Below are 24,559 nucleotides of genomic sequence, written 5' to 3'. Positions count from 1 at the left end.
CCGATCGTACTTCGTGCGCTCAGGAACGAGCCGTGTGCATACGGTAACCTGGAATGTCGGCTTCCCGGCGAAAACCCACACTCTTTAGGACTCCTGCATGGCGCACGCCCTCCGCTCTGACCTCCGCAACGTCGCAATCGTCGCGCACGTCGACCACGGGAAGACCACCCTCGTCGACGCGATGCTCCGCCAGACGGGCTCGTTCGGTGAACACGCCCACGTCGACGAGCGCGCCATGGACTCCAACGACCTGGAGCGCGAGAAGGGCATCACGATCCTCGCCAAGAACACGGCGATCACCTACAAGGGTGCGCACGCCGATGGGCAGGAGATCACGATCAACGTGATCGACACCCCCGGCCACGCGGACTTCGGCGGCGAGGTCGAACGCGGCCTCTCGATGGTCGACGGCGTCGTCCTGCTCGTCGACGCCAGTGAAGGTCCGCTGCCGCAGACCCGATTCGTGCTGCGCAAGGCGCTCGAGGCCAAGCTGCCCGTCATCCTCCTGGTCAACAAGACCGACCGCCCCGACGCGCGCATCGCCGAGGTCGAGGAGGAGGCGCACGATCTGCTGCTCGGCCTCGCCTCCGACCTCGTCGACGACGTGCCCGACCTCGACGTCGACGCGCTGCTCGACGTGCCCGTGGTCTACGCCTCCGGTCGCGCGGGCGCCGCGTCGCTGAACCGCCCCGCCGACGGCTCGCTGCCCGACAACGACGACCTCGAGCCGCTCTTCGGCGCGATCCTCGAGCACGTCCCGGCTCCGTCGTACGACGACGAGGCGCCCCTGCAGGCCTGGGTCACCAACCTCGACTCGAGCCCGTTCCTCGGTCGCCTCGCGCTCCTGCGCATCTTCAACGGCACGCTCAAGAAGGGTCAGACGGTCGCCTGGGTGCGCTCGGACGGCACCACGAGCAACGCTCGCGTCACGGAGCTCCTCAAGACCCGTGCGCTCGAGCGGTACCCGGCCGAGTCCGCCGGCCCCGGTGACATCGTCGCGATCGCAGGCTTCGAGAACATCACCATCGGCGAGACCATCGCCGACCCCGAGGACGTGCGTCCGCTCCCCGCCATCACGGTCGACGACCCCGCCATCTCCATGACGATCGGCACCAACACGTCGCCGCTCATGGGCAAGGTCAAGGGGCACAAGCTCACCGCGCGCATGGTGAAGGACCGTCTCGACCGCGAGCTCATCGGCAACGTCTCGCTCAAGGTGGTCGACATCGGCCGTCCTGACGCGTGGGAGGTCCAGGGCCGCGGAGAGCTCGCGCTGGCCATCCTCGTCGAGAACATGCGCCGTGAGGGCTTCGAGCTCACGGTCGGCAAGCCGCAGGTGGTCACGAAGAAGATCGACGGCAAGACCTACGAGCCGTTCGAGCACCTGACGATCGACACGCCGGAGGAGCACCTCGGCGCGATCACGCAGCTCCTCGCGAACCGCAAGGGGCGCATGGAGAACATGACGAACCACGGCACCGGCTGGGTGCGCATGGAGTTCATCGTCCCGTCGCGCGGCCTCATCGGCTTCCGCAGCGAGTTCCTGACCACCACGCGCGGCACAGGCATCGCGAACGCCATCTCGCACGGTTACGAGCCGTGGGCCGGCCAGATCACGACCCGTCAGAACGGCTCTATCGTCGCCGACCGCGCGGGCGTCGTCACCCCGTTCGCGATCATCGCGCTGCAGGAGCGCATGTCGTTCTTCGTGCAGCCCACGGCGGAGGTCTACGAGGGCATGGTCATCGGCGAGAACTCGCGCGCCGACGACATGGACGTGAACATCACCAAGGAGAAGAAGCTCACCAACATGCGGTCGGCCACGGCCGACAACTTCGAGTCGATGACGCCGCCTCGCGTGCTCACGCTCGAGGAGAGCCTGGAGTTCGCGCGCGACGACGAATGCGTCGAGGTGACCCCGGAGGCCGTGCGCATCCGCAAGGTCAACCTGGACGCGACGACGCGAGCACGCGAGACCGCGCGCCTGAAGCGTCAGGACGCCAACGCCTGACCCGGTTGTTCTTCGCGAGGGCCCTGCACCGTCTGATGACGGGCAGGGCCCTCTCTCATGAAGCGCCCAGGTGTCATGTTGCAGAATCGTTACCTTGCGCCTGGAGCCGACTCCCGATGAGGGCTCCGCCAAGGGGCGTACGACGACCCGAAAGTCGAAACCCATGCAGCAGAACACCCGTGCGCTTCGGCGCGCCTCATCCGTGGCGGAGGCCCGCAACGCGGTCACCGCCCGCCGTCCGAAGTGGATCTTCGGAACCATCGCAGGAGGCGTCATCGGCGCCGCCCTCACCGTCGGCATCGTGTCGGCTCCGGCCGCAGGCGCGGAGACGCCCGACGCCGTCGCCTCGTTCGTCACCGGCGGCGCCGCGCCGCTCGTCAAGAAGGCCGACGACGCCGCGATCCACATCTCGCTCGCTCAGGACGCGGCGGCCGCCGCCGACGCCGTCACCGCCGAGGTCGCCGCCTCCGGTCTCGATCTCGCCGGTGCACCCGCCGCGGTCGACACCTCCGACCTGACCACCTGGATCGACAAGCTCGGCGACCGCGAGGGGCTGTCGTCGCGCGAGGTCACGAGCCTCGAGGCCTACGTCACCTCCGAGACCGAGGCGGTCGCGGCCGAGACCGCCACCCTGCAGAACGACTACGCGGTCGCCCAACAGCGCAAGGTCGAGCAGGAGCAGGCGGCTGCGGCCGCAGCGGCGCTCGCGCAGGCCAACACCCCCGAGGGTGCGAAGGCCACGGCGCGACAGATGATGGCGAGCCGGTACGGCTGGGGTGACGACCAGTTCTCGTGCCTGAACTCGCTGTGGACCAAGGAGTCCGGCTGGAACTACAAGGCCTACAACGCCTCGGGCGGCGCCACGGGCATCCCGCAGGCTCTTCCCGGCAGCAAGATGGCCTCCGCAGGCGCCGACTGGCGCGACAACGCCGCGACCCAGATCGCCTGGGGACTCGGCTACATCGATTCGGTGTACGGCACGCCGTGCAGCGCCTGGGGGCATTCGCAGGCCACCAACTGGTACTGAGCCGCGCCACGCGCTCATCCGACGGCCCTCTGCCGCTAGGCCGGGGGGCCGTCGTCGCGGTACCGTGAGCGAAGGCGGCTGGGGCGTCACCGATCCGAGGAGGGCGCGTGGAGTCTGCAGCACGGCACGACATCCCCGCTCGCGTCTCGACGGGCTCGCTACCGGGATGGGCGAGCGTCGAGGACCTCGTCCGTGAGGCGCATTCCGCGAGCATCGGCATCGACGACGGCACGGTCGCCGATTACATCCCGGAGCTCGCGCACGCCGATCCGTCTTTGTTCGGGCTCGCCCTGGTCGAGGTGGACGGCGGCCTGCATGATGCCGGTGACGCGCAGCATCCGTTCTCGATCCAGTCCATCTCGAAGATGTTCGTCTACGCGCTCGCGATCCAGGAGCAGGGCCACGAACGGGTGCGCGAGATCGTCGGGGTGAACAACACCGGGCTCGCGTTCAACTCGGTGATGGCGCTCGAACTCAACGACGGTCACCCGATGAACCCCATGGTGAACGCCGGAGCCATCGCGACCACGGCGCTGCTGCCCGGCGAGACGTCGGTCGAGCGCTGGGAGCTTCTCCGGGAGGGGTTGTCGGCATTCGCGGGGCGGCAGCTCCGGCTCGATGGGCGGGTCTACGCCTCCGAGGCCGAGACCAACGACCGCAACCGCGCGCTGGGCCGTCTGCTGCGCGGCTACGGGAGGCTGGACGGCGACCCCGACGAGGTGGTCGACGTGTACACGCGACAGTGCGCGCTCCTGGTCACGGCTCATGATCTCGCCGTCATGGGGGCGACGCTGGCCGACGGCGGGATGAACCCGGTCACCGGGGAACGCGTCGTCTCCGCGGACGTCTGCCGGGACACGCTCGCCGTGGTCGCCGCGACCGGCCTCTACGAGCGGTCGGGGGAGTGGCTGTTCGAGATCGGCCTGCCCGCGAAGTCGGGGGTCGCCGGGGGGATCGTCGCCGTCTCACCCGGGAAGTGCGCCGTCGCCGGGTTCTCGCCGTTGCTCGACCGTGCGGGCAACTCGATCAGATCGCAACGGGCGATCGCCCACCTCTCCCGGTCGCTCGGGCTCGACCTCTTCGCGTCGGCACCCGCAGGTGCCCACCCGGCCGACGACGAGCTCGCGCGCGGCTGAGCATCCTCGCCGACGATTCGTCACCCACCACCCAGGAGACGCCATGACCTCCACCGCATCGCCCGAGACCCGGACCTCCTGGCTGCCGCTCGTCAGCCTCTTCCTCGCGCAGGTGCTCATGTCGTTCAACGTCGCCGCACTGCCGATCTCGCTCGGAGGCATCGTCGACGAATTCGGCGTGCCGCCCACCGTCGCGAGCACGACCATCGTGATGTACGGCCTGGCGGTCGCCGCGCTCGTGATGACCGGCGCCAAGCTCGGCCAGCGGGTCGGCTGGGTGCTCATCTTCCGGATCGTCATCGTCCTGTTCGCCGGCTCCGCCGTGCTCATGATCGTGTCGCCGAGCGTCGGCTGGGCGATCGCCGGGCAGGCGGTCGCCGGCGCCGCAGCCGCGATCATCGTCCCCTCGATCGTCGCCCTCATCGCCGAGAACTACCGCGGCGGTCAGCAGGCCACGGCCATCGGGGCGATCGGCTCGGCGCGGGCGATCTCCGGCGTCACCGCCTTCCTCATCGGCGGCACGCTCGGCACGCTCGTCGGGTGGCGCCCCCTGTTCGTCATCGTGCTCGCCATCGCGGTGATCGTCTTCGCGCTGAGCTTCACCCTGCGCGGCGACCGCGGTGACGCCTCCATCCGCATCGATCTCGTGGCGTCGCTCCTCATCGGCGCCGCGATCGTGCTGCTCACGCTCGGCTTCAACAACCTCAACGGATGGGGCGCGCTGGCGGCGACGGAGGCGGCGCCGTTCAGCATCCTCGGGCTCTCGCCGGCGCCCGTGTTCGTCGTGGCGGGAATCATGCTGGGGCAGGGCTTCTTCGTCTGGACCCGCCGGCGTATCGCCCGCGGCGGGGTCCCGCTGATCGACCTGCGCGTGCTCCAATCGTCGCGCGAGCGGGCCGCCGTGTACGCGATGTTCATCGTCGTCGCTCTGGAGGCGTGCGTGAACTTCACGATTCCTCTGTACATCCAGATCGTGCAGGGCCGCACTCCGTTCGACACCTCGCTCGCGATGATGCCGTTCAACCTGACGGTCTTCATCACGGCCACTCTCGTGGTGCGCTTCTACCGTCGCTACCCGCCCCGGATCATCGGCATGTTCGGTTTCGTGCTCACCACGGTGGCGCTGGTGTGGCTGTCGTTCGTCGTGAACAACAATTGGGAGACACTCGCGACGATCCTCGGGCTCATCGTGTTCGGCGTCGGACAGGGCGCGCTGGTCACGCTCATGTTCAACGTGCTCGTCACGGCGGCGCCATCGGAGCTCGCCGGCGATGTCGGCTCCCTGCGCGGCACGACGCAGAACCTGGCATCGGCGGTGGGCACGGCGCTCGCGGGCGCACTGCTGGTGTCGTTGCTCGGTCTCAGCGTAGGGCGTGCGGTGGTCGAGCATCCGGAGCTGCCGCCCGAGCTCGTCTCGCAGGTGGACCTCGACGAGGTGAACTTCATCAGCAACGACGACCTGCGCGCGGTGCTCGAGGGGACCGATGCGACTCCGGCTCAGGTCGACGCCGCGGTGGCCGTGAACGAGGAGTCGCGGCTTGGGACCCTGCGACTGGGACTCCTGCTCCTCGCCGGCATCAGTGCGATCGCGATCCTGCCCGCGTCACGTCTGCCGCGCTACAAGCCCGACGAGATCCCCGATCCATCGCCCGCACCGGCAGGAGAGTGATCAGCGCAGCTCGGAGATGAGCACGGCGCTCGTGCCGGCGACGACGGCCTCGAACACGTGCGGCACGTCTCCGGCGTAGGAGAGATAGTCGCCCGGATTCAGCAGCACTGCTTCGTCGACGGGACCGACGTGCGCCTGGCCCGAGACGAGGATGACGTGCTCGGTCGTTCCGCCGTGGTGCGGATCCGAGCGACGCGGATCGCCCGGCTCGGCCTGGATCATATACACGTCGCGACGTGCCCCCGGCGGACTCGCGGACAGCAGAGTGGCGCTGTAGACGGATGCCGAGGATGGCACCCCGGCGTGCTCGTCCGCCCGGATGAGCGTCGGGGCGTTCAACTGCTGATCGACGAGTACGGCGAACGGCACGCCGAGTGTGACGCCGAGCGCCCACAGTGTCTCGACGCTGGGGTTGCCCGCTCCCGATTCGAGTTGCGAGACCGTCGCCTTCGAGATGCCGGCGCGGCGAGCGAGTTCGGAGACCGAGACGCCGGCCGCCTCGCGTTCCCGGCGAAGCGTGCGAGCGATTCGCGTGCGGAGGTCGTCCATCCGTTCATCATGTCAAACGATCGTTCGCTTGACTATGCGCCCCGCGAGCGTTCAGAATGATGATCATGTGTTCACTGAATCGAACGCTCAATGAGCGCTGAACGCGAGGTCTGGCGCGAGGCCGCCGGCGTGGTGATCGCGACCAGCGCGTACGGCGTCTCGTTCGGCGCCCTCGCGGTCGCCTCCGGTCTCGACGTCTGGCAGACCTGCGTGCTGAGCCTGCTCATGTTCACCGGGGGATCGCAGTTCGCCTTCGTCGGGGTATTCGCCGCAGGAGGTCTGGCCGCTCTGCCGTCCGCGATCGCCTCCGCAGCGCTGCTCGGCGTGCGCAACATCGCCTACGGCATGCGCATGTCTCCCATGGTGGGCACGACACCCGCACGCCGCGTCGCGGCGGCGCACTTCACGATCGACGAGTCCACGGCCGTCGCTGTCTCGCAGAGCGACCCGCGTCTGCGACAGGTCGGCTTCTGGGTCACCGGTATCGGAATCTTCCTCGGATGGAACCTCACCACGCTCGTCGGTGCGCTCGTGGGCGACGTGCTCGGCGACCCCAAGATCTGGGGATTGGATGCCGCAGCGGCCGCGGCCTTCCTCGCGCTGCTCTGGCCGCGTCTGACGCGGCGTCAGGCGATCGCGGTCGGCGTGGCGGCGGCCGTGGTCGCCGCGGCTCTGACCCCCGCCCTCATGCCCGGCCTGCCCGTGCTGGTCGCTGCGCTGGTCGCGATCCTCGTCGGATGGTTCAACTGGCTGGGCAGCGATGATGCGTCGACCGCATCGGCGCCGGAGGCGCCCCGATGAGCGTCTGGAGCGCGGTCCTGCTCGCGGCCGTGATCTGTCTGGCGCTCAAGGCCGTCGGATACCTGGTGCCCCCGAAGGTGCTCGAGGCGCCGCGTCCGGCGCGCATCTCCGACCTGCTGACGGTGGCGCTGCTCGCCGCCCTCGTGGCGGTGCAGACCCTGGGCGCCGGGCAGGCCGTCGTCGTGGACGCCCGCGTGCCCGCTCTCCTCGTCGCGGCAGGTCTGCTGTGGATGCGGCAGTCGTTCCTCGTGGTCGTCGTCGCCGCGGCGGCCGTCGCCGCCCTGCTGAGGCTGGCGAGTCTCGCGACCTGATCGCAGCAGCTCGCCGTCGGGCGGCACTGACGGACCCGTGCTCCGAGCGCGCGTAGGATCGATCCGTGCGTATCGGATGGATCTCCCGGGTGCTGTCCTGGGTCGCCGCGGCTCTCGTCGGCGGCGTCTTCGGTGTGGCCGGCACCATCGCCCACAGTGTGACGTGGGGGCCGGTGCCGGTCGGGCTCATCGTCGGCACGATCGCGTGCGGCGCCATCCTCATCGCCATCCGCGCCCTGACCCACGATCGCGGAGCCGCCCTGGCCTCCGGTGTCGGCATGCTCGGCATGCTCGTGCTGATCTCGGGGGTCGGACCCGGCGGATCGATCGTGGTGCAGGAGTCCCTGAGTGGCAGGGTCTGGATCTACGTGGTCGCCGGGCTGGTGCTTCTGGTCGTCGCGTGGCCCCGCATCGCGCGCGTTCCCCCGCGCACGGAGGCGCCGAAGGCCGCCGCTTCGACGTCGGTCGCGCCGCCGCCCATCACGGACGTCCCCGGGGCGGATCGGCGCCCAGCCGGCGACGTCGAGCCCGAGCGGGGAGATCGCACGGGTCTCGGCACGTAGACTGGTGGCGTGACGTATGTGATCGCCCTCCCGTGCGTCGATGTCAAGGATCGCGCCTGCATCGACGAGTGCCCCGTTGACTGCATCTACGAGGGCGAACGGTCGCTGTACATCCACCCCGACGAGTGCGTCGACTGCGGTGCCTGCGAGCCGGTCTGCCCCGTCGAGGCGATCTACTACGAGGACGATCTGCCCGAGGAGTGGCAGGACTACTACAAGGCAAACGTCGAGTTCTTCGACGAGGTCGGGTCGCCCGGTGGGGCGGCCAAGGTCGGGGTCATCGCCCACGACCACCCGATCATCGCCGCTCTGCCGCCGCAGGGCGAGTAGCCCGTGAGCGTCCGCGACCTCGCCGACTTCCCCTGGGACGCGGTGGCCCCCTATCGCGAGCGGGCGGCACAGCATCCCGACGGTCTCGTCGATCTGTCCGTCGGTTCTCCGGTCGACCCGACGCCCGAGCTGATCCGCCGGGCCCTCGCCGATGCGACCGACGCCCACGCCTACCCGCAGACCGTCGGCACGCCTGTCCTGCGCGAGGCGATCGTCGACTGGTACGCGCGCCGCAGAGGAGTGCCCGATCTCACGGTCGACAACGTGCTCCCCACGATCGGCTCGAAAGAGCTGGTCGCGCTCCTCCCGACGCTCCTGGGGCTCGGCGAGGGTGACATCGTCGTGCATCCGCGGGTGGCCTACCCGACCTACGAGGTGGGTGCGCGGGTCGCAGGAGCGACCCCGGTCGCCGCCGACGATCCCGCAGAGTGGCCGGAGGGCACCAAGCTCATCTGGATCAACACCCCGGGCAACCCTGACGGGCGCACCTGGACCGTCGACGAACTCGCCGCAGCAGTGCGTCGCGCGCGGGAGCTCGACGCCGTGCTCGCGAGCGACGAGTGCTACGCGGAGCTCGGCTGGGATGGCGCCTGGGCATCCGAGATCATCCCGTCGATCCTCGACCCGCGGGTCGCCGGGGGCAGCAGGGCCAACCTCCTGAGCGTCTACTCGCTGAGCAAGCAGTCGAACCTCGCCGGCTATCGAGCCGCCTTCCTCGCCGGGTGCGCACGCATCGTGGGCGACCTCCTGGCGGCTCGCAAGCACCTGGGGCTGCTGCCTCCGGCTCCCGTGCAGCACGTCATGGCCGTCGCGCTCGGCGACGACGAGCACGTGGCAGCGCAGAAGGAGCTCTACCGCGAGCGCCGCGACGCCCTGCGCCCGGCCCTCGAGGCGGCGGGGTTCCGCATCGACGGCTCCGAAGCCGGGCTGTATCTCTGGGCGACCGCGGGGGAGGACGCGTGGTCGAGCATGTCGCGCCTCGCCGACCTCGGCATCCTCGCCGGTCCCGGCTCGTTCTACGGCGCCTCTTCGGGGCAGCACGTACGGCTCGCGCTCACCGCGCCCACGGCGCGCGTGCGCGAGGCGGCGCGTCGTTTGCGCGACTCGGCGCTGTAGAGGTCCTCCCTGACACCCCCGTTGTTTTGTGCGATGTCACAGTAGGCCTATGCGCCTACTAGGCTGTAGGAGCGATTCGGTCGCGTATCGACGATCTCGGCCCGACCCCGACGCACAGCGTCGTGACATCGCCACACCAGGCTTGATGAAGACCCATGAGGAGGCCCCGCGTGAGCGCAGCGGCAGACCAGCAGGCGACGGCGAAGCTGACGATCGGCGAGACCACGGCGGAGTTCCCCGTCGTGCGCGGCACGGCCGGACACGACAGCATCGACTTCTCGACGCTGACCAGACAGACCGGCTACACCGGCCTGGACTACGGATTCGTGAACACCGCGTCGACGAAGTCGGAGATCACGTTCATCGACGGCGACAAGGGGATCCTGCGGTATCGCGGATATCCGATCGAGCAGCTCGCCGGCAAGACGACCTACCTCGAGGTGGCCTGGCTGCTCATCTACGGCGAGCTGCCCTCCGCGGCCGAACTCGCCGAGTTCGACGAGAAGATCCGTCGCCACACGCTGCTGCACGAAGACCTCAAGCGCTTCTTCTCCGCGCTGCCGCACACCGCGCACCCGATGTCGGTGCTGTCGTCGGCCGTCGCCGCGCTGTCGACGTACTACGAGGGCCAGACGGATCCGCACAACCCTGAGCACGTCGAGCTCAACATGGTGCGCATGCTCGCGAAGCTGCCCGTCATCGCCGCCTACGCGCACAAGAAGAGCGTCGGTCAGGCGTTCCTCTACCCCGACAACTCGCTCGGCTTCGTGGAGAACTTCCTCAAGCTGAACTTCGGCGTGAACTCCGAGCCGTATGAGATCAACCCGGTCATGTCGAAGGCGCTCGAGCTCCTGCTCATCCTGCACGAGGATCACGAGCAGAACGCCTCGACCTCGACCGTGCGCCTGGTCGGCTCCACCGGGGCCAACCAGTTCGCGTCGATCTCCGCCGGCATCCAGGCCCTCTCCGGCCCGCTGCACGGGGGAGCGAACGAGGCGGTGCTCACGATGCTCGGCCAGATCCGCGACTCGGGCCAGAGCGTCTCTCGCTTCGTGGAGCGGGTGAAGAACAAGGAGGAGGGCGTCAAGCTCATGGGCTTCGGCCACCGGGTCTACAAGAACTACGACCCGCGCGCCAAGCTCGTGAAGGAGGCCGCCGGCGAGGTCCTCGCCGAGCTCGGCGTGACCGACCCGCTGCTCGACCTCGCGCAGGAGCTGGAGGAGATCGCGCTCGCCGACGACTACTTCAAGGAGCGTCGCCTCTACCCGAACGTCGACTTCTACACCGGCGTGATCTACAAGGCCATGGGGTTCCCGACCCGCATGTTCACGGTTCTCTTCGCGATCGGCCGCCTGCCCGGCTGGCTCGCCCAGTGGCGCGAGCTGCAGCTCGACCCGCAGACCAAGATCGGCCGCCCGCAGCAGCTGTACACGGGCTCGGTCGAGCGCACGTTCCAGACGCGCTGACGGCGGACGTACCGAGACACGAACGAGAAGAGCGGATGCCGTACGGCATCCGCTCTTCTCGTCTCGCTGTGAAGGTCAGCGACCCTGGCCGCCGCGACCGCGACCGCCCTGGCGCGAGCCGCCCTGCGGCTGACCGCCCTGGCCGCCCTGCCCCTGTCCGCCGGAGCGCGGGCGCCGGCGACGACGCGACGGCGGGGTGGTGGCCGAGCCGCGCTCGCCGCCCGCCGGGCGCTGCTTCGGCGCCTGGCGCTGCGGCTGCTTCTGCACGGGTGCCGGGCGCACGTGCGGTGCACGCTCGGGAACCAGCTGCTCGACGGCAGCGGGCGTGACCTCTTCGAGCGCTGCCGTGATCGCGGCCTTGCGCAGCAGGTCCTTGACGTCACGGCGCTGCTCGGGCAGCACCACGGTCACCACGGTGCCCGCAGCTCCGGCACGCGCCGTGCGGCCGGAGCGGTGCAGATACGCCTTGTGCTCCATGGGCGGGTCGACGTGCACCACGAGGTCGACGTTGTCGACGTGCACGCCGCGGGCCGCGACGTCGGTCGCGACGAGCACGCGCACGCCGCCGTCGTCGGGATCGCTCGAGAAGGCCCCGAGGTTGCGCTCGCGCGCATTCTGCGACAGGTTGCCGTGCAGGTCGACGGCGGGGATGCCCGCCGCCGTGAGCTGCTTCGCGAGCTTCTTCGCCTGGTGCTTGGTGCGGGTGAAGAGGATGCGGCGGCCGGTGCCGGAGGCGAGATCGCGCACGAGGGTCGTCTTGTTCTCCGTGGAGTCCACGACGAGCACGCGGTGCGTCATCTCGCCGACCGGGACGCTGGCCTCGTCGACCTCATGGCTCACCGGGTTCACGAGGAATCGGCGGGCGAGGGTGTCGATGCCGCGGTCGAGCGTCGCGCTGAACAGCAGCCGCTGTCCGCCGGCGGGGGTCGCGTTCAGGATGCGGGTGACGCCGGGGAGGAATCCGAGGTCGGCCATGTGGTCGGCCTCGTCGAGCACGGTGACCTCGATCTCGCTCAGGCGTACGACCTGCTGCTTCATGAGGTCCTCGAGGCGGCCGGGGCAGGCCACGACGATGTCGACGCCGCCGTTCAGCGCCTGCTCCTGCGGGCGCTGGCTCACACCGCCGAACACGGTCGTGACCTTCAGGCCGGCGGCCTCGGCGAGGGGAGCGACGGTCGCGGCGATCTGCGTGGCGAGCTCGCGGGTCGGTGCGAGCACGAGCCCGCGCGGGAGACCCGAGCGGCGCTTCTTGCCGGAAGCGGCGAGGCGCGCGACGAGGGGAAGCGCGAACGCGATCGTCTTGCCGCTGCCGGTGCGGCCACGTCCGAGCAGGTCGCGACCGGCGAGCGAGTCGGGGAGCGTGTCGCGCTGGATGGCGAACGCCTCCGTCTTGCCCGAGGCGGCGAGAACGGCGGCGAGATCGGCGGGTACGCCGAGTTCGAGGAAGGAAGACATAGGAAAAGCTCCATCAGCGCATGCGGACGACCGCACGCGAGGATTCTGGGTATGAGGTGGCGACGGCGCAGGACAGCGCATCGGTTCGCCGTGCGAAACGCCAGCGAAGGCTGGTTGTGGGGGCGGCTCTGGAGCGCCCGCTTCGGTCCTCGGAGACCCCGTGACGACGACGACATCGCCGGACTGGATGGCCGTACGACCCCTACAGTCTATCAGCGCCGCTGTGATCTCCGGCGCTGGGCGCTCTCAGGGACGCTCTCAAGCGTGAAGAGCCTCGTTCAACGTGACGCCGACGCCGGCCCTCGTGACGGCCTCGACGGCGCCGCTGAGCGAGTTGCGACGGAACAGCAGGCCGTCGCGCCCAGACAGCTCCGCACCCTTGACGGAGGGACGCCCTCCACCGGGCGTCGCCGGTCCGTCGACCAGCACGACCTTGGTCCCGGCCGTCACGTAGAGGCCCGCTTCGACCACGCAGTCGTCGCCGAGCGAGATGCCGATCCCGGCGTTCGCACCGAGCAGGGTGCGCGCGCCGATCGACACGCGGTGCGAGCCGCCGCCCGAGAGAGTGCCCATGATCGACGAGCCGCCGCCGATGTCGCTGCCGTCGCCGACCACGACGCCCTGCGAGATGCGTCCCTCGACCATGGAGGCGCCGAGCGTGCCGGCGTTGAAGTTCACGAACCCCTCGTGCATGACCGTGGTACCCGGTGAAAGGTGGGCGCCGAGTCGAACTCGCGAGGCGTCGGCGATGCGCACCCCCGCAGGCTGCACGTAGTCGGTGAGCCGCGGGAACTTGTCGAGACCCTGCACCTGGATGCCGGCGCGTTGCAGCAGCGGACGAAGCCGTGCCGCGTCGTCGGGGTGCATCGGCCCGGCGTTCGTCCATGCGACGTTCGGCAGGTGCCCGAAGATGCCGTCGAGGTTGAGCTCGTTCGGCCGCACGACGAGGTGCGAGAGCGCGTGCAGACGGAGGTAGGCGTCGATCGTGGAGGCGGGGGGCGCGTCCAGGTCGATGTGCAGCTGCACGGTCTCGACGGTCACGTTGCGGCGCTCGTCCGGTCCGGCGACGGCATCCAGCGTCAGCAGAGCGGCAGCGGCGTCTCCCGCCGTCGGCGCCGTGGCCGTGACCTCGGGGAACCAGGCGTCGAGAACGGTGCCGTCGCCGGCGATCGTCGAAAGTCCAATACCCCACACGGTGCGCGCCTCAGTCATGCCTCCACGGTATCGCCACTTCCCTCCGGCCGACGCCCGCGTGACGGGTAAGTAGGCTGGGTCCATGCTGCTCGACCTCACCGCGTCATCCCTCGATCTGACCCGCGCGATCTGCGACATCCCCAGCGTGTCCGGCGACGAGAAGCCGCTCGCCGACGCGATCGAGGAGGCTGTCTCCGGCTACGCGCATCTCGAGGTGATCCGCCACGGCAACACGATCGTCGCGCGCACCTCGCTCGGCCGCGCGCAGCGCGTCGCGATCGCCGGCCACATCGACACGGTCCCGATCAACGGCAATGTTCCCACCCGCGACATCGACATCGAGGGCGCGCCCTACCTCTGGGGCCGCGGGACAGTCGACATGAAGGCGGGCGTCGCGGTGCAGCTGAAGCTGGCCGCCGAACTCACCGACCCTGCGGTCGACATCACCTGGATGTGGTACGACAACGAAGAGGTCGAGGCGTCCAAGAACGGGCTGACGCTGCTCGCCGCCGACCGTCCCGATCTGTTCCGGGCCGATTTCGCGATCCTCGGCGAGCCGTCGAACGGCGAGGTCGAGGGCGGATGCAACGGGACGATGCGCGCGATCGTGCGCACCGCGGGCGTGCGGGCGCACGCGGCTCGCGCGTGGATCGGCGAGAATGCGATTCACCGAGCAGCCCCCATCCTCGCGAGGCTCGCCGAGTACCGGGCACGGGAGGTCGCCGTCGAGGGGCTGCTCTACCGGGAGAGCATGAGCGCCGTCCGCATCACGGGCGGCGTCGCGGGCAACGTCATCCCCGACGCCTGCGAGATCGAGGTCAACTACCGGTTCGCCCCGAGCAAGTCGGCGGCCGATGCCGAGGCCCACATCCGCAACCTGCTCGCCGGCTTCGACGTCGAGATCACGGATGCCGCAGAGGGGGCCCGGCCCGGCCTCGATGCCCCGATCGCGAAAGAGTTCGTCGCCGCCGTCGGCGCCGAGCCCCGCCCGAAGTACGGATGGACCGACGTCGCACGTTTCTCCGCCCTCGGCATCCCGGCCGTGAACTACGGGCCGGGAGACCCGCACCTCGCCCATCACGACGAGGAGTGCGTGCCCGTCTCGCAGATCGAAGCCGTGGAGCGAGGGCTGCGTACGTGGCTCAGCTCGCGCTGACGCTCGCTCGCCGGTGGGCGCGCACCCCCGCGCCCCTCAAGATCGCCGCGATCTATCTCGCGGCGCGCGCGGTCACCACCACTCTGATGATCGTCGCCGCCCTGCAGTCGACCTCGCTCTCGCGCTTCGGGGCGGACCCAGGCCTCGGCGACTTCGTCGTCGGCTGGGATGCCCAGTGGTATTGGCTCGTCGCGGAGGAGGGCTACCCGTCGACTCTTCCGCTCACAGACTCCGGCGACGTGGCGGAGAACGCCTGGGCGTTCATGCCGGTGTTCGCCTACGCGGCGAGGGGCATCGGGTTCCTCCTCGGATCCTGGGGCGCGGGCGCGCTGCTGCTCTCGTTCGCGGCCGGGTACCTCGCCTGCCTCGCCCTCGATCGGCTGCTGCGTGACAGGATCGGACGGGCGGCTGCGCTCTGGGCGGTGACGTTCTTCGCGTTCGGGCCGCTCGCCGCGATGTTCCAGGTGGGGTACGCGGAGACGCTCTTCCTCCTGCTGCTGTTCCTCGCGCTCGACGCGACGATCCGTCGGAGATACGCGTGGCTGTATCTGCTCGTCCCCGTCATGGCGTTCACGCGCCCCGGCATCCTGGCCTTCGCGCTGTACCTCGGGCTGCACGGCATCGTACGCTTCCTGCGGCGACGCGATGATCCGCTCCTGCCGCGGGAGGTGGTGCACATCGTGGCGCTGGGAGCGCTCGCCGTGGCCTGCGGCTTCGCATGGCAGGTCATCGCGGGCGTGGTCACCGGCGACCCCGGGGCCTATCTCGCGACCGAGCTGGCCTGGCGGCGCCTCTGGATCATCGGGGGAGTAGAGGGGTTCGTCCCCTTCGAGGGATGGGTGCAGGCCTCGTCGTTCTGGTTCGCGCAGTGGGGCCTGCCGACCGAGTGGGGGCCCGTCGCCCTCGTGCTGCTCGTCATCGCCCTCGCCGCCGCCCTCCTCCTCCTGCCCCAGGTGCACCGCGTCGGCGCCGACCTGCGTCTGTGGAGCGCGAGTTACCTGCTCTACCTGCTCCTGGTGTTCTTCCCGCAGTCGAGCACGTTCCGTCTGCTGCTGCCGCTCAGTCCTCTCTGGGGAGCGGTGGCAGTTCCGCGCTCCCGGCTCTGGCGACTCGGCGTGCTCGTCCTCTGCGTCGTCGGCCAGTGGATCTGGATCTTCCACATCTACGCACTCGGCAACAGGTTCTGGCAGGTCCCGTGAATGTTAACGCGTGATTGCATTTCTTCTCAGCGGACATCCAGGTCTCGGTTGCACCCGATAAACTGATCGCATACCACCGGAGGAAAAGGAGCCCACGATGGCAGCGATGAAGCCGAGGACCGGAGACGGACCGATGGAGGCCGTGAAAGAAGGGCGCCTCATCATCGTGCGTGTCCCGCTCGAAGGCGGCGGCCGCCTGGTCGTGTCCGTGAACGACGCTGAGGCGAAGGAGCTTCACGACGTGCTGGCAGCCGTCGTAGCGCCGGCCTGATCGAACTCCGGTCCGCTCGACGCGGACCACCGAAGAGGGCGACGGAGAGATCCGTCGCCCTCTTCGCGTCCGTGCGGCGATCGCCGCCGGACGCGGTCGATGCGCTCAGTCGGCGGCGACGCTGACGAGCTGCAGCAGGCCCTCGCCGGCCGACGAGACCGTCGCCAGGACGGCGGGGGACTCCTGTGTCTCCTGGATGAGAGAGCGGAACGCGGTGGTGACCGCGTCGCGCTGCACCGGGTCGGCGACCTTGCCGCCGACGAGCACGCGGGGCACGAGCACGATCCCACCGGTGCGCACCAGCCGCAGTCCGTGCTCGACGTACTCGATCACGTTCTCGGGGTCGGCATCGACGAGGACGATGTCGTAGGACGCCTCATTCATGCGCGGCAGCACGTCGGCCGCGCGGCCTGTTATGAACCGCGCCTTGGTGGCGGGGATGCGGGCGTCGGCGAACGCCTGCCGCGCTGCGGCGAGGTGCTCCGGCTCGTTGTCGATCGACGTGAGCACGGCCTGCGGAGCTCCGCGCAGCAGCCAGAGACCCGAGACGCCGGCGCCCGTGCCGATCTCGACCATCGAGCGGGCTCCCGTCGCGGCGGCCAGCACGGCGATCTGCGAGCCGACTGCGGCGCTCACCGGGGCGGCACCGAGTTCGATCGCATGAGCACGCGCGCGGGCGATCGCGGACGGTTCCACGATCGACTCGCGGATGAAACGTGCGTTCGCATCGTTCTCGCTCATTGCCCTGATTCTCCCGACTGAGGTCTGTGTGTTCCCAGCGTATGCGCTCGGTGTGCGGCAGGCGGGCAGGCGCGGCGGTAGCCTGGACAGATGCAGTTCGGGATCACGTTCGAGAAGCTGCTGCTGATCGGTCTGATCGCTGTTCTGCTCGTCGGACCTGAGCGGCTGCCTCGCTATGCCGAGAGCGTGGCGAAGCTCGCCCGCCGGGCCGGCGAGTTCCTCCGAGACACGCGCTCGCGGGTGCGCGACGAGATGGGACCCGAGCTCGACGACGTCGACTGGCGCAAGCTCGACCCCCGCCAGTACGACCCCCGACGCATCATCAGGGACGCGCTGTTCGAGGACGACAGGACCCCGACTCCCACGCCCAGCGCGGGAGTCGTCGCGGAGCCTGCAGTGGTCGCGCCGAAGAAGCCCACGGTGCGACCGGACTTCTCGGTGGACAGCCCCCCGCCGTACGACGCCGAGGCCACCTGAGCAGAGGCCGATCGAGCGCTCAGCCGATGCGATCGCGGAGCCGTGCGACCTCGTCGTCGGTGAGCACCGCGCGCGGTACGGCCGTGACCGCCGACGACCCCCGCACGCGCAGGATGACGGCGTCGCTCCCGACGCGCATGCCCTGGAACGTCTCGTAGGGGATCACGGAGACCCGACGGTCGGCGCCGATCTGGAGATCCTCGTCGGTCAGCCGAGCCCAGACGACCGTGCCGGGCGGCATCGCGGCGCGCACCGCCCGACGTGCTCCCGAGACCGTGGCGCCGATCGCCACGGCCATGAGGGCGACGCTCGCGAGCGGCAGCCAGCCGGCCGATCCGCTGTCGCCGACTCCGGCGCCAGCCGTGAGATTCAGGACGCTGAGCACGAGGCTCGCCGCCAGTGCGACCCACATGACGATCGCCCAGGGCCGGGTGAGACCGTAGACTGCGGCATCGCGGGCCATGCGGCGCACGAGGGACTCGGAGACGGTGACGGTCACGACGGGCCGACCGTCATGGGGAGGGAGCGACCGGACAGGCCGCGGCCCTGACGTGCGAGGCTGCGGGCGAGATCGCGGATGGCGGCGGCTGCGGCATCCGTTCCATCGGTCAGCACGATCGGGGCGCCCCGGTCGCCGCCGGCCCGCAGCGCGGGGCTGAACGGGATCGAGGCGAGCAGCGGCACGGCGGCGTCGTCCGAGAGGGCGGCGGCGACGGCCGCCCCGCCTCCCGAGCCGAACAGGTCCAGGACGGAACCGTCGGGCAGCGTCAGCGGGCCCATGTTCTCGACGACGCCGATCACGCGCTGCCCGGTCTGGCGGGCGACCAGCCCGCTGCGGATGGCGACGTCGGCCGCTGCTGTCTGCGGTGTGGTGACGACGAGCACCTCGGCGTGCGGCAGCAGCTGTCCGATCGAGATCGCGATGTCACCGGTGCCCGGCGGCATGTCGATGAGCAGCACGTCGAGATCGCCGAAGAACACGTCGGTGAGGAACTGCTGCACCGTGCGGTGGAGCATCGGACCGCGCCACGCGACGACCGCCTCGCCGTCGCGCAGGAACATGCCGATGGAGATGGTCTTCACCCCGTAGGCGACCGGCGGCAGCATGAGGTCGTCGATACGCGTGGGCTGGGTGCCGGTGGGGATGCCGAGGAGTCCGGGGATGGAGAAGCCGTGCACGTCGGCGTCCACGAGTCCGACGGCGAGGCCCTGATCGGCCAGCGCCACCGCCAGGTTCGCCGTCACCGACGACTTGCCGACGCCGCCCTTGCCGCTCGACACGAGGATCACCCGGGTCAGGGACTCGGGCCCGAAGGGCATCTGGCGCGGCGCGCGCCCGTCACGGAGCTTCTCGGTGAGGGCCTTGCGCTCGGCCGGCGTCATCACGCCGACCCGCACGTCGACGTCGTCGACGCCGGGGACGGATGCCGCGGCGGCGCGCACGTCGGACTCGATGCGGGCCGCGGCGGGGCAGCCGACGATCGTCAGGACGATGCCGACCTGGACGGTCGTGCCCTCGACCGTGATATCGCGCACCATGTCGAGGTCGCCGATCGGACGCCGCAGCTCCGGGTCCGTCACGGCGGAGACGGCGGCACGGACCGCGTCGACCGCCGTCATGAGGTGGCGCGGCTGTCGGCCCGCCGCTCCTCGGTGGCGTCGTCGTGCTCGCCGAGCTCGGCCAGCAGGGCCTTCAGCTCCTGACGCAGCACGTCGCGGGTGACGATCTGGTTGTTGCGCTCCTCGAGGGACATGCGCAGCGCGACGATCTCGCGGGCGAGGTACTCGGTGTCGGCGAGGTTGCGCTCTGCGCGCTGCCGGTCCTGCTCGATCTGCACGCGGTCGCGGTCGTCCTGACGGTTCTGGGCGAGCAGGATCAGGGGCGCGGCGTACGACGCCTGCAGGGAGAGCATGAGGGTCAGTGCGGTGAAGCCGAGCGCCGCGTCGTCGAAGCGCACGCCGACGGGCATCAGGGTGTTCCAGCCGATCCACAGCACGCAGAACAGGCTCAGGATCACGAGGAACGCCGGAGTGCCCATCGCTCGGGCGACCCACTCCGTGAACCGGCCGAAGCGGTCGCGCGAGGTGGACCGGGGGCGGGAGGTGCCGCGTCCGAGCGGGGCGTCGAGCTGGGGCGAACGGCTGCGAGAGCGGGCCATCATCCCACCTCCTTCTTGGCACGCGGGGGCTGCTGTAGGCTCTCGTTGTCATCGTGCGTGCGCCAGTCGTCGGGCAGCAGGTAGTCGAGCACGTCATCGACGCTGATCGCCCCGACGAGCCGGTGCGCGGCGTCGATCACGGGGAGCGAGACCAGGTCGTAGCTCGCCAGCATGCGCGCGACCTCGGCGGCGGAGGCTGTGACGGGCACGGGTTCGAGGCTGTCGTCGACGATGGCGCCGAGGCGCTCGTGCGGCGGGTAGCGCAGCATCCGCTGGAAGTGCACCATGCCCAGCAGGCGCCCGGTCGGCGTCTCGAACGGCGGCAGCGTCACGAATACTGCGGCGGCCAGCGCCGGATGCAGCTCGTGGCGGCGGATGAGCGCGAGAGCCTCGGCGACCGTGGCGTCGGCGGAGAGCACGATGGGCTCCGGCGTCATGAGACCGCCCGCCGTGTCAGGGCCGTAGCGGAGGAGCATCCTGACGTCCTCCGCCTCCTCCGGCTCCATGAGCTCGAGCAGCTGCTCGAGGCGGTTCGGCGGCAACTGCGCGAGGAGGTCGGCGGCGTCGTCCGGCTCCATCTGGTCGAGGATGTCGGCGGCGCGCTCGTCGCCGAGACGGTCGAGGATGTGGACCTGCTCGTCCTCGGGCATCTCCTCGAGGGCGTCGGCGAGACGGTCGTCGGAGAGTTCCTCGGCGACCTCGATCATGCGCTGCTGCGGCAGATCGAGGAGTGTGTTCGCCAGGTCGGCGGCGTGCAGCTCGGAGTAGGACGCGACGAGCTGCTCGGCCGACTGCGATTCTCCGGGGGAGCGCTGCTCGGCGACCTCACTCCACGCCGCGAAGGTCGTCGGGCCCTTCGCGAACGGCGATGCGCTGGTCTTCGGACGGCGCAGGAACAGCTGGCTGATCGCCCACTCGCCGAGGCGATTGGGCTCGATCGCGACATCCTCGATCACGGCGTCGCCGGTGCCGTCGACGAGGGTGACGCGGCGTCCCAGCAGCTCGGCGAGGATGCGCACCTCGCCCGCGCGCGGCGAGAACCGGCGCACGTTGATGAGTCCGGTGGTGATGACCTGGCCGGAGCGGATCGAGGTGACGCGTCCGATGGAGAGGAACACGTGTCGACGCCCGGGGATCTCGACGACGAGTCCGATCACGCGCGGCGCGGCCGTACTTCGATACACGATGACGACGTCACGGACCTTGCCGAGCCGGTCGCCCACGGGGTCGAAGACGGCGCACCCTGCCAGGCGCGCGGCGAATACCCGTTGTGTGCTCACCCGTCCAGCGTAGTCCGCGGCGCCCGATGGAGAGCTGTGCAGTCCGCGGCGGTCGTACGTTCCAGGGCTCCGAGGTGGACGACATGGGAGAATGGCCGGATGAGCATGCTGAACCGCCCCGCAGACGGTCGCGACGAGGGAGAGATCGTCGCCTCGACCCGCGATTACGAGGGCGCGCAGAAGACCGTCTCCAAGCTGATCGCCCAGGGGGTCCCGGCGCGAGACATCGCGATCGTCGGACAGAGCGTCCGCACCGTGGAGCGCATCACCGGGCGGCTCGGCTACGCAGCCGCCGCGCGCTCCGGCGCCATCAACGGCGTGCTCATCGGGCTCTTCCTCTCCGCCATCCTCGTGCTCGGCAACCCCGAGGTCCCGATCCAGCTCTTCGTCGGCTTCGTCTTCATCGGCGTCGCGCTCGGCATGCTGCTGAGCCTCGTGACCTACGCGATCGTGCGGCGACGCCGCGACTTCGCGAGCGTCACGCAGTTCGCCGCCGACCACTACGAGGTGCGTGTGCAGGCGACGTCGCTCGCCAAGGCCCGGCAGGTGCTCGGCGCTGTGCGACCCGCGACCGTGCGTCCTCCTGTCGACCTCGACGAGCCGCCCAAGTACGGGGAGCGCATCCCGACCGGGGGTCAGCCCACCCCGCCGCCGGCCGCTCCCGAAGAGCCGGCTGCCAAGCCCGGCGAGGGCGACAACCCGACCGCGGACCCGGTGATCCCGCCTCGCCCCGCCGATCCGGCCGCACCGCCCGTCGACACGCCGGATGCCGACGCGCCGCGCGCTCCCAGGCCGGAAGGCGCCTGATGAGCGAAGACGCGCAACGACACTCCGAGCCGCAGCAGCCGCAGTACGCTCCGCCTCAGCATCCGCCGGTGGCCCCGCCTCCGCAGTACGGGCAGACTCCGCAGCCACAGCCACAGCCACAGCCACAGCCACAGCCGCCGGTCGCCCCTCCAGCGCCTCCGCAGTACGGGCAGACTCCGTATCCGCATCCGCCCGCGGGGTACCCGCAGCCCCCGGCCGGATACCCCGCCGGCGCGTACGCGGTCACTGCTCCGCCGCGCGGTCTGCTTCCCTGGGCGCTCGGTCTGCTGATCCTCGTCCCGTTCCCCTTCGTCGGCGGCATCGCCTCGGGCATTGCCATGGCCGTCAGCGGCGGAGCGTCGCGTCGGGCAGGCGGAGTCGCACGGGAGAACGCGCGATCCGCGCTCAACTGGGGGCTCACGTACCTGCTCGTGTCGACGGGCCTCCTCGTCACGCACTTCGTGCTGCTCGGAGTGCTGTCGGCCGACGGTCCGATCACCGGTTTCTTCCCGTTCGGCACGATCATCCTGCTTTACGTCGCCGTCGGAATCCTGCACCTCGTGCTCGTGATCGTCGGGATGGTGCGAGCGTCGGCAGGCAAGGTCATGCGCGTGCCGTTCGCGATCCCGTACCTGCGCGGCTGATGGTCGACATCCGCGTCGTCCTGCTCACGGGGGAGACCACTGTGTCCGCAGACTGGGCGGGCGACGGCGGCACGGTCGTCGCGATCGCGCACGGCGCGGGCACGGGCAAGGACCACCCGTTCCTCACCGGGTTCGCCGACGCGCTGAACGACCTCGGCTTCACGACGCTGCGATTCAACTTCCCCTACGTGGAGCAGGGGCGCCGGATGCCGGGGCCGGCTGCTCACGCCATCGCGACATGGGATGCCGTCGTCGCGGCAGTCCGCGAACAGCGTCCCGACGCTGAGATCTGGGCCGCGGGCAAGTCCTACGGCGGTCGGATGGCGTCGATGGCGGTGGCTCAGGGTCTGGCGGTCGATCGACTCGTCTACCTCGGGTACCCGCTGCACGCCCCGGGAAAACCCGAGAAGCCCCGAGCCGAGCATCTTCCCGCGATCACGGTGCCGCAGCTGTTCGTGGAGGGGACGAACGATCCGTTCATCCAGCCTCGATCCCAGTTCGACGAGGTCGTGGCGACCTGTCAGGACGCCCGGGTCGCCTGGATCGAGGGTGGCGGACACACGTTCGAGGTCAAGCGACGCAAGCGTCCGGCCGACCAGATCGGAGCGTCGCTGGCGCCGATCGTCGCCGACGGCTTCCGCTGACGGCATCCCCTCGCATCCTCTGCATCCCGAGATCAGGAGTCTTGCCCGAGATCAGGAGATCCGGGCGTGGATCGTCCTGATCTCGGTGCAGCGTCCTGATCTCGGGAAAGAAGCTCAGGCCTGCACGCGCGCGATCCAGGCCTCGACCTCGTCAGCGGTGCGCGGGATGCCGGCGGAGAGATTGACGGGTCCGTCCTCGGTCATGAGGATGTCGTCCTCGATGCGCACGCCGATGCCGCGGTACTCGGCCGGCACCGTCAGGTCGTCGATCTGGAAGTAGAGCCCCGGCTCGATCGTGAAGACCATGCCCGGAGCGAGGATGCCGTCGTAGTACATCTCCCGACGCGCCTGCGCGCAGTCGTGCACGTCGATGCCGAGGTGATGCGACGTGCCGTGCACCATGTAGCGGCGGTGCTGGCCACCGGCATCCGCGTCGAGCGCCTCCTGAGCCGTCACCGGCAGCAGGCCCCACTCGGCGACGCGCGCGGCGATGACCTTCATCGCGGCCTCGTGCACCTCGCGGAACCGCACGCCGATGCGGGCGGCGGCGAAGGCGGCGTCTGCTGCTTCGCGCACGGTCTCGTACACGCGGCGCTGCACCTCCGTGAACGTGCCGGAGACCGGAAGGGTGCGCGTGATGTCGGCCGTGTACAGACTGTCGGCCTCGACGCCGGCGTCCACGAGGATGAGGTCGCCCGGCACGACCGTGCCGTCGTTGCGGGTCCAGTGCAGGTAGCAGGCGTGCGGGCCCGATGCCGCGATCGTGTCGTAGCCCTCGCCGTTGCCGTCCTCGCGGGCGCGGCGGTGGAACACTCCCTCGACGACACGTTCGCCGCGCGCGTGCGCGACCGCGTCGGGAAGGGCCCGGATGATGTCGTCGAAGCCCTGCGCCGTGATGTCGACGGCGCGGCGCATCTCGGCGATCTCGTACTCGTCCTTCACCAGGCGCAGCTCCGAGACGACGCGGGTGAGGTCGTCGGACTCGTCGAGCACGAGCGCTCCCTCGGCCTCGATGTACTCGTCGAGGTGAGCGGTGGCGATGTCGAGGTCGGCGGCGACACCGGCGAGGGAGGGGCGAGGCCCGATCCAGAACTCGCCGACCGTCGCGTCGGCGTAGAACTCGGTGGTCGTGCGGTCGGCGCGCTCGCGGAAGTAGAGGGTGACGTCGTGGCCGTCGTCGGTCGGCTCGAAGACGAGGATCGAGTCCGGCTCCGAGTCGGCGGCCCAGCCGGTCAGGTGCGCGAAGGCGGAGTGCGCGCGGAACGGGTAGTCGGTGTCGTTGCTGCGCTGCTTGAGCGATCCGGCGGGGATCACGAGGCGCTTCCCGGGGAACGCGGCCGAGACCGCGGCGCGGCGAGTCGCGGCGAAGGCGGCCTGCGGACGCGCCGCCGGAAGGGACTCGGGACGCTCCGCCCATCCCGTCGAGATCGTGTCGAGGAAGCCGCGGGGGAACGGCTGCTTGCGGTTCGTGGTGCTGTTCTCGACCGGGGTCTCGACGGCGGGCTCTGCGATCGTGTCGCGCTCTGCGGTGCTCATCCCTCCAGTCTGTCACC

At 70.1% G+C, this 24,559-nt stretch carries 26 protein-coding genes; 17 read left to right on the top strand and 9 right to left on the bottom strand.

Features of this window, described 5'->3' with window-relative positions:
* The first annotated feature begins 97 nt into the window (after positions 1–97).
* From typA to AUC47_RS08890, 4 genes are all read left to right on the top strand, one after another.
* Positions 98–2,011: a translational GTPase TypA gene (typA, locus tag AUC47_RS08905; protein ID WP_096714842.1), complete on the top strand. Its 1,914-nt coding sequence runs from the start codon at positions 98–100 to the stop codon at positions 2,009–2,011.
* A gap of 163 nt (positions 2,012–2,174) precedes the next feature.
* Positions 2,175–3,038: a phospholipase gene (locus tag AUC47_RS08900; protein ID WP_096714841.1), complete on the top strand. Its 864-nt coding sequence runs from the start codon at positions 2,175–2,177 to the stop codon at positions 3,036–3,038.
* A 107-nt stretch (positions 3,039–3,145) separates the two neighbouring features.
* Positions 3,146–4,174 (top strand): glutaminase A, encoded by a 1,029-nt coding sequence (gene glsA / locus AUC47_RS08895; RefSeq protein ID WP_096714840.1) that lies wholly within the window; start codon positions 3,146–3,148, stop codon positions 4,172–4,174.
* Positions 4,175–4,217: 43 nt separating this feature from the next.
* Positions 4,218–5,843, top strand: a complete 1,626-nt coding sequence (locus AUC47_RS08890; protein ID WP_096714839.1) for an MFS transporter — start codon at positions 4,218–4,220, stop codon at positions 5,841–5,843.
* Here AUC47_RS08890 and AUC47_RS08885 read toward each other — a convergent pair whose 3' ends face one another.
* The gene (locus tag AUC47_RS08885) at positions 5,844–6,392 is read right to left on the bottom strand and encodes a helix-turn-helix domain-containing protein (protein ID WP_096714838.1); all 549 of its coding nucleotides are present in this window, start codon (positions 6,390–6,392) and stop codon (positions 5,844–5,846) included. It lies immediately after the preceding gene.
* Positions 6,393–6,482: 90 nt separating this feature from the next.
* Between AUC47_RS08885 and AUC47_RS08880 the strand changes: the two genes are divergently transcribed.
* The 6 genes from AUC47_RS08880 (at position 6,483) to AUC47_RS08855 (ending at position 10,979) form a co-directional block, all read left to right on the top strand.
* Entirely contained in the window at positions 6,483–7,193 is a 711-nt protein-coding gene (locus AUC47_RS08880) for an AzlC family ABC transporter permease (RefSeq protein ID WP_096714837.1), read from the top strand.
* The gene (locus tag AUC47_RS08875; RefSeq protein WP_096714836.1) at positions 7,190–7,504 is read left to right on the top strand and encodes an AzlD domain-containing protein; all 315 of its coding nucleotides are present in this window, start codon (positions 7,190–7,192) and stop codon (positions 7,502–7,504) included. Before AUC47_RS08880 ends, AUC47_RS08875 begins: the two co-directional genes overlap by 4 nt.
* A 65-nt stretch (positions 7,505–7,569) precedes the next feature.
* The gene (locus AUC47_RS08870) at positions 7,570–8,067 is read left to right on the top strand and encodes a histidinol dehydrogenase (RefSeq protein ID WP_256999497.1); all 498 of its coding nucleotides are present in this window, start codon (positions 7,570–7,572) and stop codon (positions 8,065–8,067) included.
* 9 nt (positions 8,068–8,076) lie between these two features.
* Entirely contained in the window at positions 8,077–8,397 is a 321-nt protein-coding gene (fdxA, locus tag AUC47_RS08865; RefSeq protein WP_050721431.1) for a ferredoxin, read from the top strand.
* Between the two features lie 3 nt (positions 8,398–8,400).
* Complete coding sequence (gene dapC / locus AUC47_RS08860) at positions 8,401–9,513, top strand: succinyldiaminopimelate transaminase (protein ID WP_096714835.1); 1,113 nt, start codon at positions 8,401–8,403, stop codon at positions 9,511–9,513.
* 155 nt (positions 9,514–9,668) lie between these two features.
* The gene (locus tag AUC47_RS08855) at positions 9,669–10,979 is read left to right on the top strand and encodes a citrate synthase (RefSeq protein ID WP_096714834.1); all 1,311 of its coding nucleotides are present in this window, start codon (positions 9,669–9,671) and stop codon (positions 10,977–10,979) included.
* Between the two features lie 75 nt (positions 10,980–11,054).
* Here the strand turns inward: AUC47_RS08855 and AUC47_RS08850 are convergent, their stop codons facing one another.
* Both AUC47_RS08850 and dapD read right to left on the bottom strand, forming a co-directional pair.
* Positions 11,055–12,434 (bottom strand): DEAD/DEAH box helicase, encoded by a 1,380-nt coding sequence (locus tag AUC47_RS08850; protein WP_096714833.1) that lies wholly within the window; start codon positions 12,432–12,434, stop codon positions 11,055–11,057.
* 258 nt (positions 12,435–12,692) lie between these two features.
* Positions 12,693–13,646: a 2,3,4,5-tetrahydropyridine-2,6-dicarboxylate N-succinyltransferase gene (dapD, locus tag AUC47_RS08845; RefSeq protein WP_096714832.1), complete on the bottom strand. Its 954-nt coding sequence runs from the start codon at positions 13,644–13,646 to the stop codon at positions 12,693–12,695.
* A 64-nt stretch (positions 13,647–13,710) separates the two neighbouring features.
* Here dapD and dapE point away from each other — a divergent pair, with 64 nt between their 5' ends.
* The 3 genes from dapE (at position 13,711) to AUC47_RS08830 (ending at position 16,254) form a co-directional block, all read left to right on the top strand.
* Positions 13,711–14,784: a succinyl-diaminopimelate desuccinylase gene (gene dapE / locus AUC47_RS08840; protein WP_096714831.1), complete on the top strand. Its 1,074-nt coding sequence runs from the start codon at positions 13,711–13,713 to the stop codon at positions 14,782–14,784.
* Positions 14,766–15,983 (top strand): hypothetical protein, encoded by a 1,218-nt coding sequence (locus tag AUC47_RS08835; protein WP_096714830.1) that lies wholly within the window; start codon positions 14,766–14,768, stop codon positions 15,981–15,983. The genes dapE and AUC47_RS08835 overlap by 19 nt, the downstream gene beginning before the upstream one ends.
* Before the next feature lie 97 nt (positions 15,984–16,080).
* Positions 16,081–16,254 carry a DUF3117 domain-containing protein gene (locus AUC47_RS08830; RefSeq protein WP_017203323.1) on the top strand — a complete coding sequence of 58 codons (174 nt, stop codon included), beginning with the start codon at positions 16,081–16,083 and terminating at the stop codon, positions 16,252–16,254.
* 105 nt (positions 16,255–16,359) lie between these two features.
* Here the strand turns inward: AUC47_RS08830 and AUC47_RS08825 are convergent, their stop codons facing one another.
* Complete coding sequence (locus tag AUC47_RS08825) at positions 16,360–16,995, bottom strand: O-methyltransferase (protein WP_096714829.1); 636 nt, start codon at positions 16,993–16,995, stop codon at positions 16,360–16,362.
* Positions 16,996–17,085: 90 nt separating this feature from the next.
* Between AUC47_RS08825 and AUC47_RS08820 the strand changes: the two genes are divergently transcribed.
* Complete coding sequence (locus AUC47_RS08820) at positions 17,086–17,472, top strand: twin-arginine translocase TatA/TatE family subunit (protein ID WP_096714828.1); 387 nt, start codon at positions 17,086–17,088, stop codon at positions 17,470–17,472.
* 19 nt (positions 17,473–17,491) lie between these two features.
* On the opposite strand, the gene AUC47_RS08815 is transcribed toward AUC47_RS08820, so the two are convergent.
* Genes AUC47_RS08815 through AUC47_RS08800 form a run of 4 tightly spaced genes read right to left on the bottom strand, consistent with a single transcriptional unit; the run spans position 17,492 to position 20,911 of the window.
* The gene (locus AUC47_RS08815; RefSeq protein ID WP_256999495.1) at positions 17,492–17,971 is read right to left on the bottom strand and encodes a YcxB family protein; all 480 of its coding nucleotides are present in this window, start codon (positions 17,969–17,971) and stop codon (positions 17,492–17,494) included.
* The gene (locus AUC47_RS08810) at positions 17,968–19,092 is read right to left on the bottom strand and encodes an Mrp/NBP35 family ATP-binding protein (protein WP_096714827.1); all 1,125 of its coding nucleotides are present in this window, start codon (positions 19,090–19,092) and stop codon (positions 17,968–17,970) included. Before AUC47_RS08810 ends, AUC47_RS08815 begins: the two co-directional genes overlap by 4 nt.
* Positions 19,089–19,631 (bottom strand): DUF1003 domain-containing protein, encoded by a 543-nt coding sequence (locus AUC47_RS08805; RefSeq protein ID WP_096714826.1) that lies wholly within the window; start codon positions 19,629–19,631, stop codon positions 19,089–19,091. Before AUC47_RS08805 ends, AUC47_RS08810 begins: the two co-directional genes overlap by 4 nt.
* Positions 19,631–20,911: a magnesium transporter MgtE N-terminal domain-containing protein gene (locus AUC47_RS08800; protein WP_096714825.1), complete on the bottom strand. Its 1,281-nt coding sequence runs from the start codon at positions 20,909–20,911 to the stop codon at positions 19,631–19,633. The genes AUC47_RS08805 and AUC47_RS08800 overlap by 1 nt, the downstream gene beginning before the upstream one ends.
* A 99-nt stretch (positions 20,912–21,010) precedes the next feature.
* On the opposite strand from AUC47_RS08800, the gene AUC47_RS08795 reads away from it, so the two are divergent.
* Genes AUC47_RS08795 through AUC47_RS08785 form a run of 3 tightly spaced genes read left to right on the top strand, consistent with a single transcriptional unit; the run spans position 21,011 to position 23,006 of the window.
* A complete protein-coding gene (locus tag AUC47_RS08795) occupies positions 21,011–21,718 on the top strand; it encodes a general stress protein (protein ID WP_096714824.1) in 708 nt (235 codons plus the stop codon).
* Positions 21,718–22,362, top strand: a complete 645-nt coding sequence (locus tag AUC47_RS08790; RefSeq protein ID WP_096714823.1) for a DUF4870 domain-containing protein — start codon at positions 21,718–21,720, stop codon at positions 22,360–22,362. The genes AUC47_RS08795 and AUC47_RS08790 overlap by 1 nt, the downstream gene beginning before the upstream one ends.
* Positions 22,362–23,006: an alpha/beta hydrolase family protein gene (locus tag AUC47_RS08785; protein ID WP_096714822.1), complete on the top strand. Its 645-nt coding sequence runs from the start codon at positions 22,362–22,364 to the stop codon at positions 23,004–23,006. The genes AUC47_RS08790 and AUC47_RS08785 overlap by 1 nt, the downstream gene beginning before the upstream one ends.
* Before the next feature lie 114 nt (positions 23,007–23,120).
* Here the strand turns inward: AUC47_RS08785 and AUC47_RS08780 are convergent, their stop codons facing one another.
* Positions 23,121–24,542, bottom strand: coding sequence for an aminopeptidase P family protein (locus AUC47_RS08780; protein WP_096714821.1), 1,422 nt, complete (start codon positions 24,540–24,542; stop codon positions 23,121–23,123).
* Positions 24,543–24,559 lie beyond the last annotated feature (17 nt).

It is taken from the genome of Microbacterium sp. SZ1 (assembly GCF_002362255.1).
In the GTDB taxonomy this organism is placed as follows: Bacteria; Actinomycetota; Actinomycetes; order Actinomycetales; family Microbacteriaceae; genus Microbacterium.
This window is presented reverse-complemented; position numbering and strand designations above follow the sequence as displayed.

Bases quoted from the DNA above. Each gene is read 5' to 3' on its own strand.
- typA (WP_096714842.1), top strand. From the start codon at position 98: ATGGCGCACGCCCTCCGCTCTGACCTCCGCAACGTCGCAATCGTCGCG.
- AUC47_RS08900 (WP_096714841.1), top strand. From the start codon at position 2,175: ATGCAGCAGAACACCCGTGCGCTTCGGCGCGCCTCATCCGTGGCGGAG.
- AUC47_RS08890 (WP_096714839.1), top strand. From the start codon at position 4,218: ATGACCTCCACCGCATCGCCCGAGACCCGGACCTCCTGGCTGCCGCTC.
- AUC47_RS08885 (WP_096714838.1), bottom strand. From the start codon at position 6,392: ATGGACGACCTCCGCACGCGAATCGCTCGCACGCTTCGCCGGGAACGC.
- AUC47_RS08880 (WP_096714837.1), top strand. From the start codon at position 6,483: ATGAGCGCTGAACGCGAGGTCTGGCGCGAGGCCGCCGGCGTGGTGATC.
- AUC47_RS08875 (WP_096714836.1), top strand. From the start codon at position 7,190: ATGAGCGTCTGGAGCGCGGTCCTGCTCGCGGCCGTGATCTGTCTGGCG.
- AUC47_RS08855 (WP_096714834.1), top strand. From the start codon at position 9,669: ATGAGGAGGCCCCGCGTGAGCGCAGCGGCAGACCAGCAGGCGACGGCG.
- AUC47_RS08850 (WP_096714833.1), bottom strand. From the start codon at position 12,434: ATGTCTTCCTTCCTCGAACTCGGCGTACCCGCCGATCTCGCCGCCGTT.
- dapD (WP_096714832.1), bottom strand. From the start codon at position 13,646: ATGACTGAGGCGCGCACCGTGTGGGGTATTGGACTTTCGACGATCGCC.
- dapE (WP_096714831.1), top strand. From the start codon at position 13,711: ATGCTGCTCGACCTCACCGCGTCATCCCTCGATCTGACCCGCGCGATC.
- AUC47_RS08830 (WP_017203323.1), top strand. From the start codon at position 16,081: ATGGCAGCGATGAAGCCGAGGACCGGAGACGGACCGATGGAGGCCGTG.
- AUC47_RS08825 (WP_096714829.1), bottom strand. From the start codon at position 16,995: ATGAGCGAGAACGATGCGAACGCACGTTTCATCCGCGAGTCGATCGTG.
- AUC47_RS08820 (WP_096714828.1), top strand. From the start codon at position 17,086: ATGCAGTTCGGGATCACGTTCGAGAAGCTGCTGCTGATCGGTCTGATC.
- AUC47_RS08810 (WP_096714827.1), bottom strand. From the start codon at position 19,092: ATGACGGCGGTCGACGCGGTCCGTGCCGCCGTCTCCGCCGTGACGGAC.
- AUC47_RS08805 (WP_096714826.1), bottom strand. From the start codon at position 19,631: ATGGCCCGCTCTCGCAGCCGTTCGCCCCAGCTCGACGCCCCGCTCGGA.
- AUC47_RS08795 (WP_096714824.1), top strand. From the start codon at position 21,011: ATGAGCATGCTGAACCGCCCCGCAGACGGTCGCGACGAGGGAGAGATC.
- AUC47_RS08790 (WP_096714823.1), top strand. From the start codon at position 21,718: ATGAGCGAAGACGCGCAACGACACTCCGAGCCGCAGCAGCCGCAGTAC.
- AUC47_RS08785 (WP_096714822.1), top strand. From the start codon at position 22,362: ATGGTCGACATCCGCGTCGTCCTGCTCACGGGGGAGACCACTGTGTCC.
- AUC47_RS08780 (WP_096714821.1), bottom strand. From the start codon at position 24,542: ATGAGCACCGCAGAGCGCGACACGATCGCAGAGCCCGCCGTCGAGACC.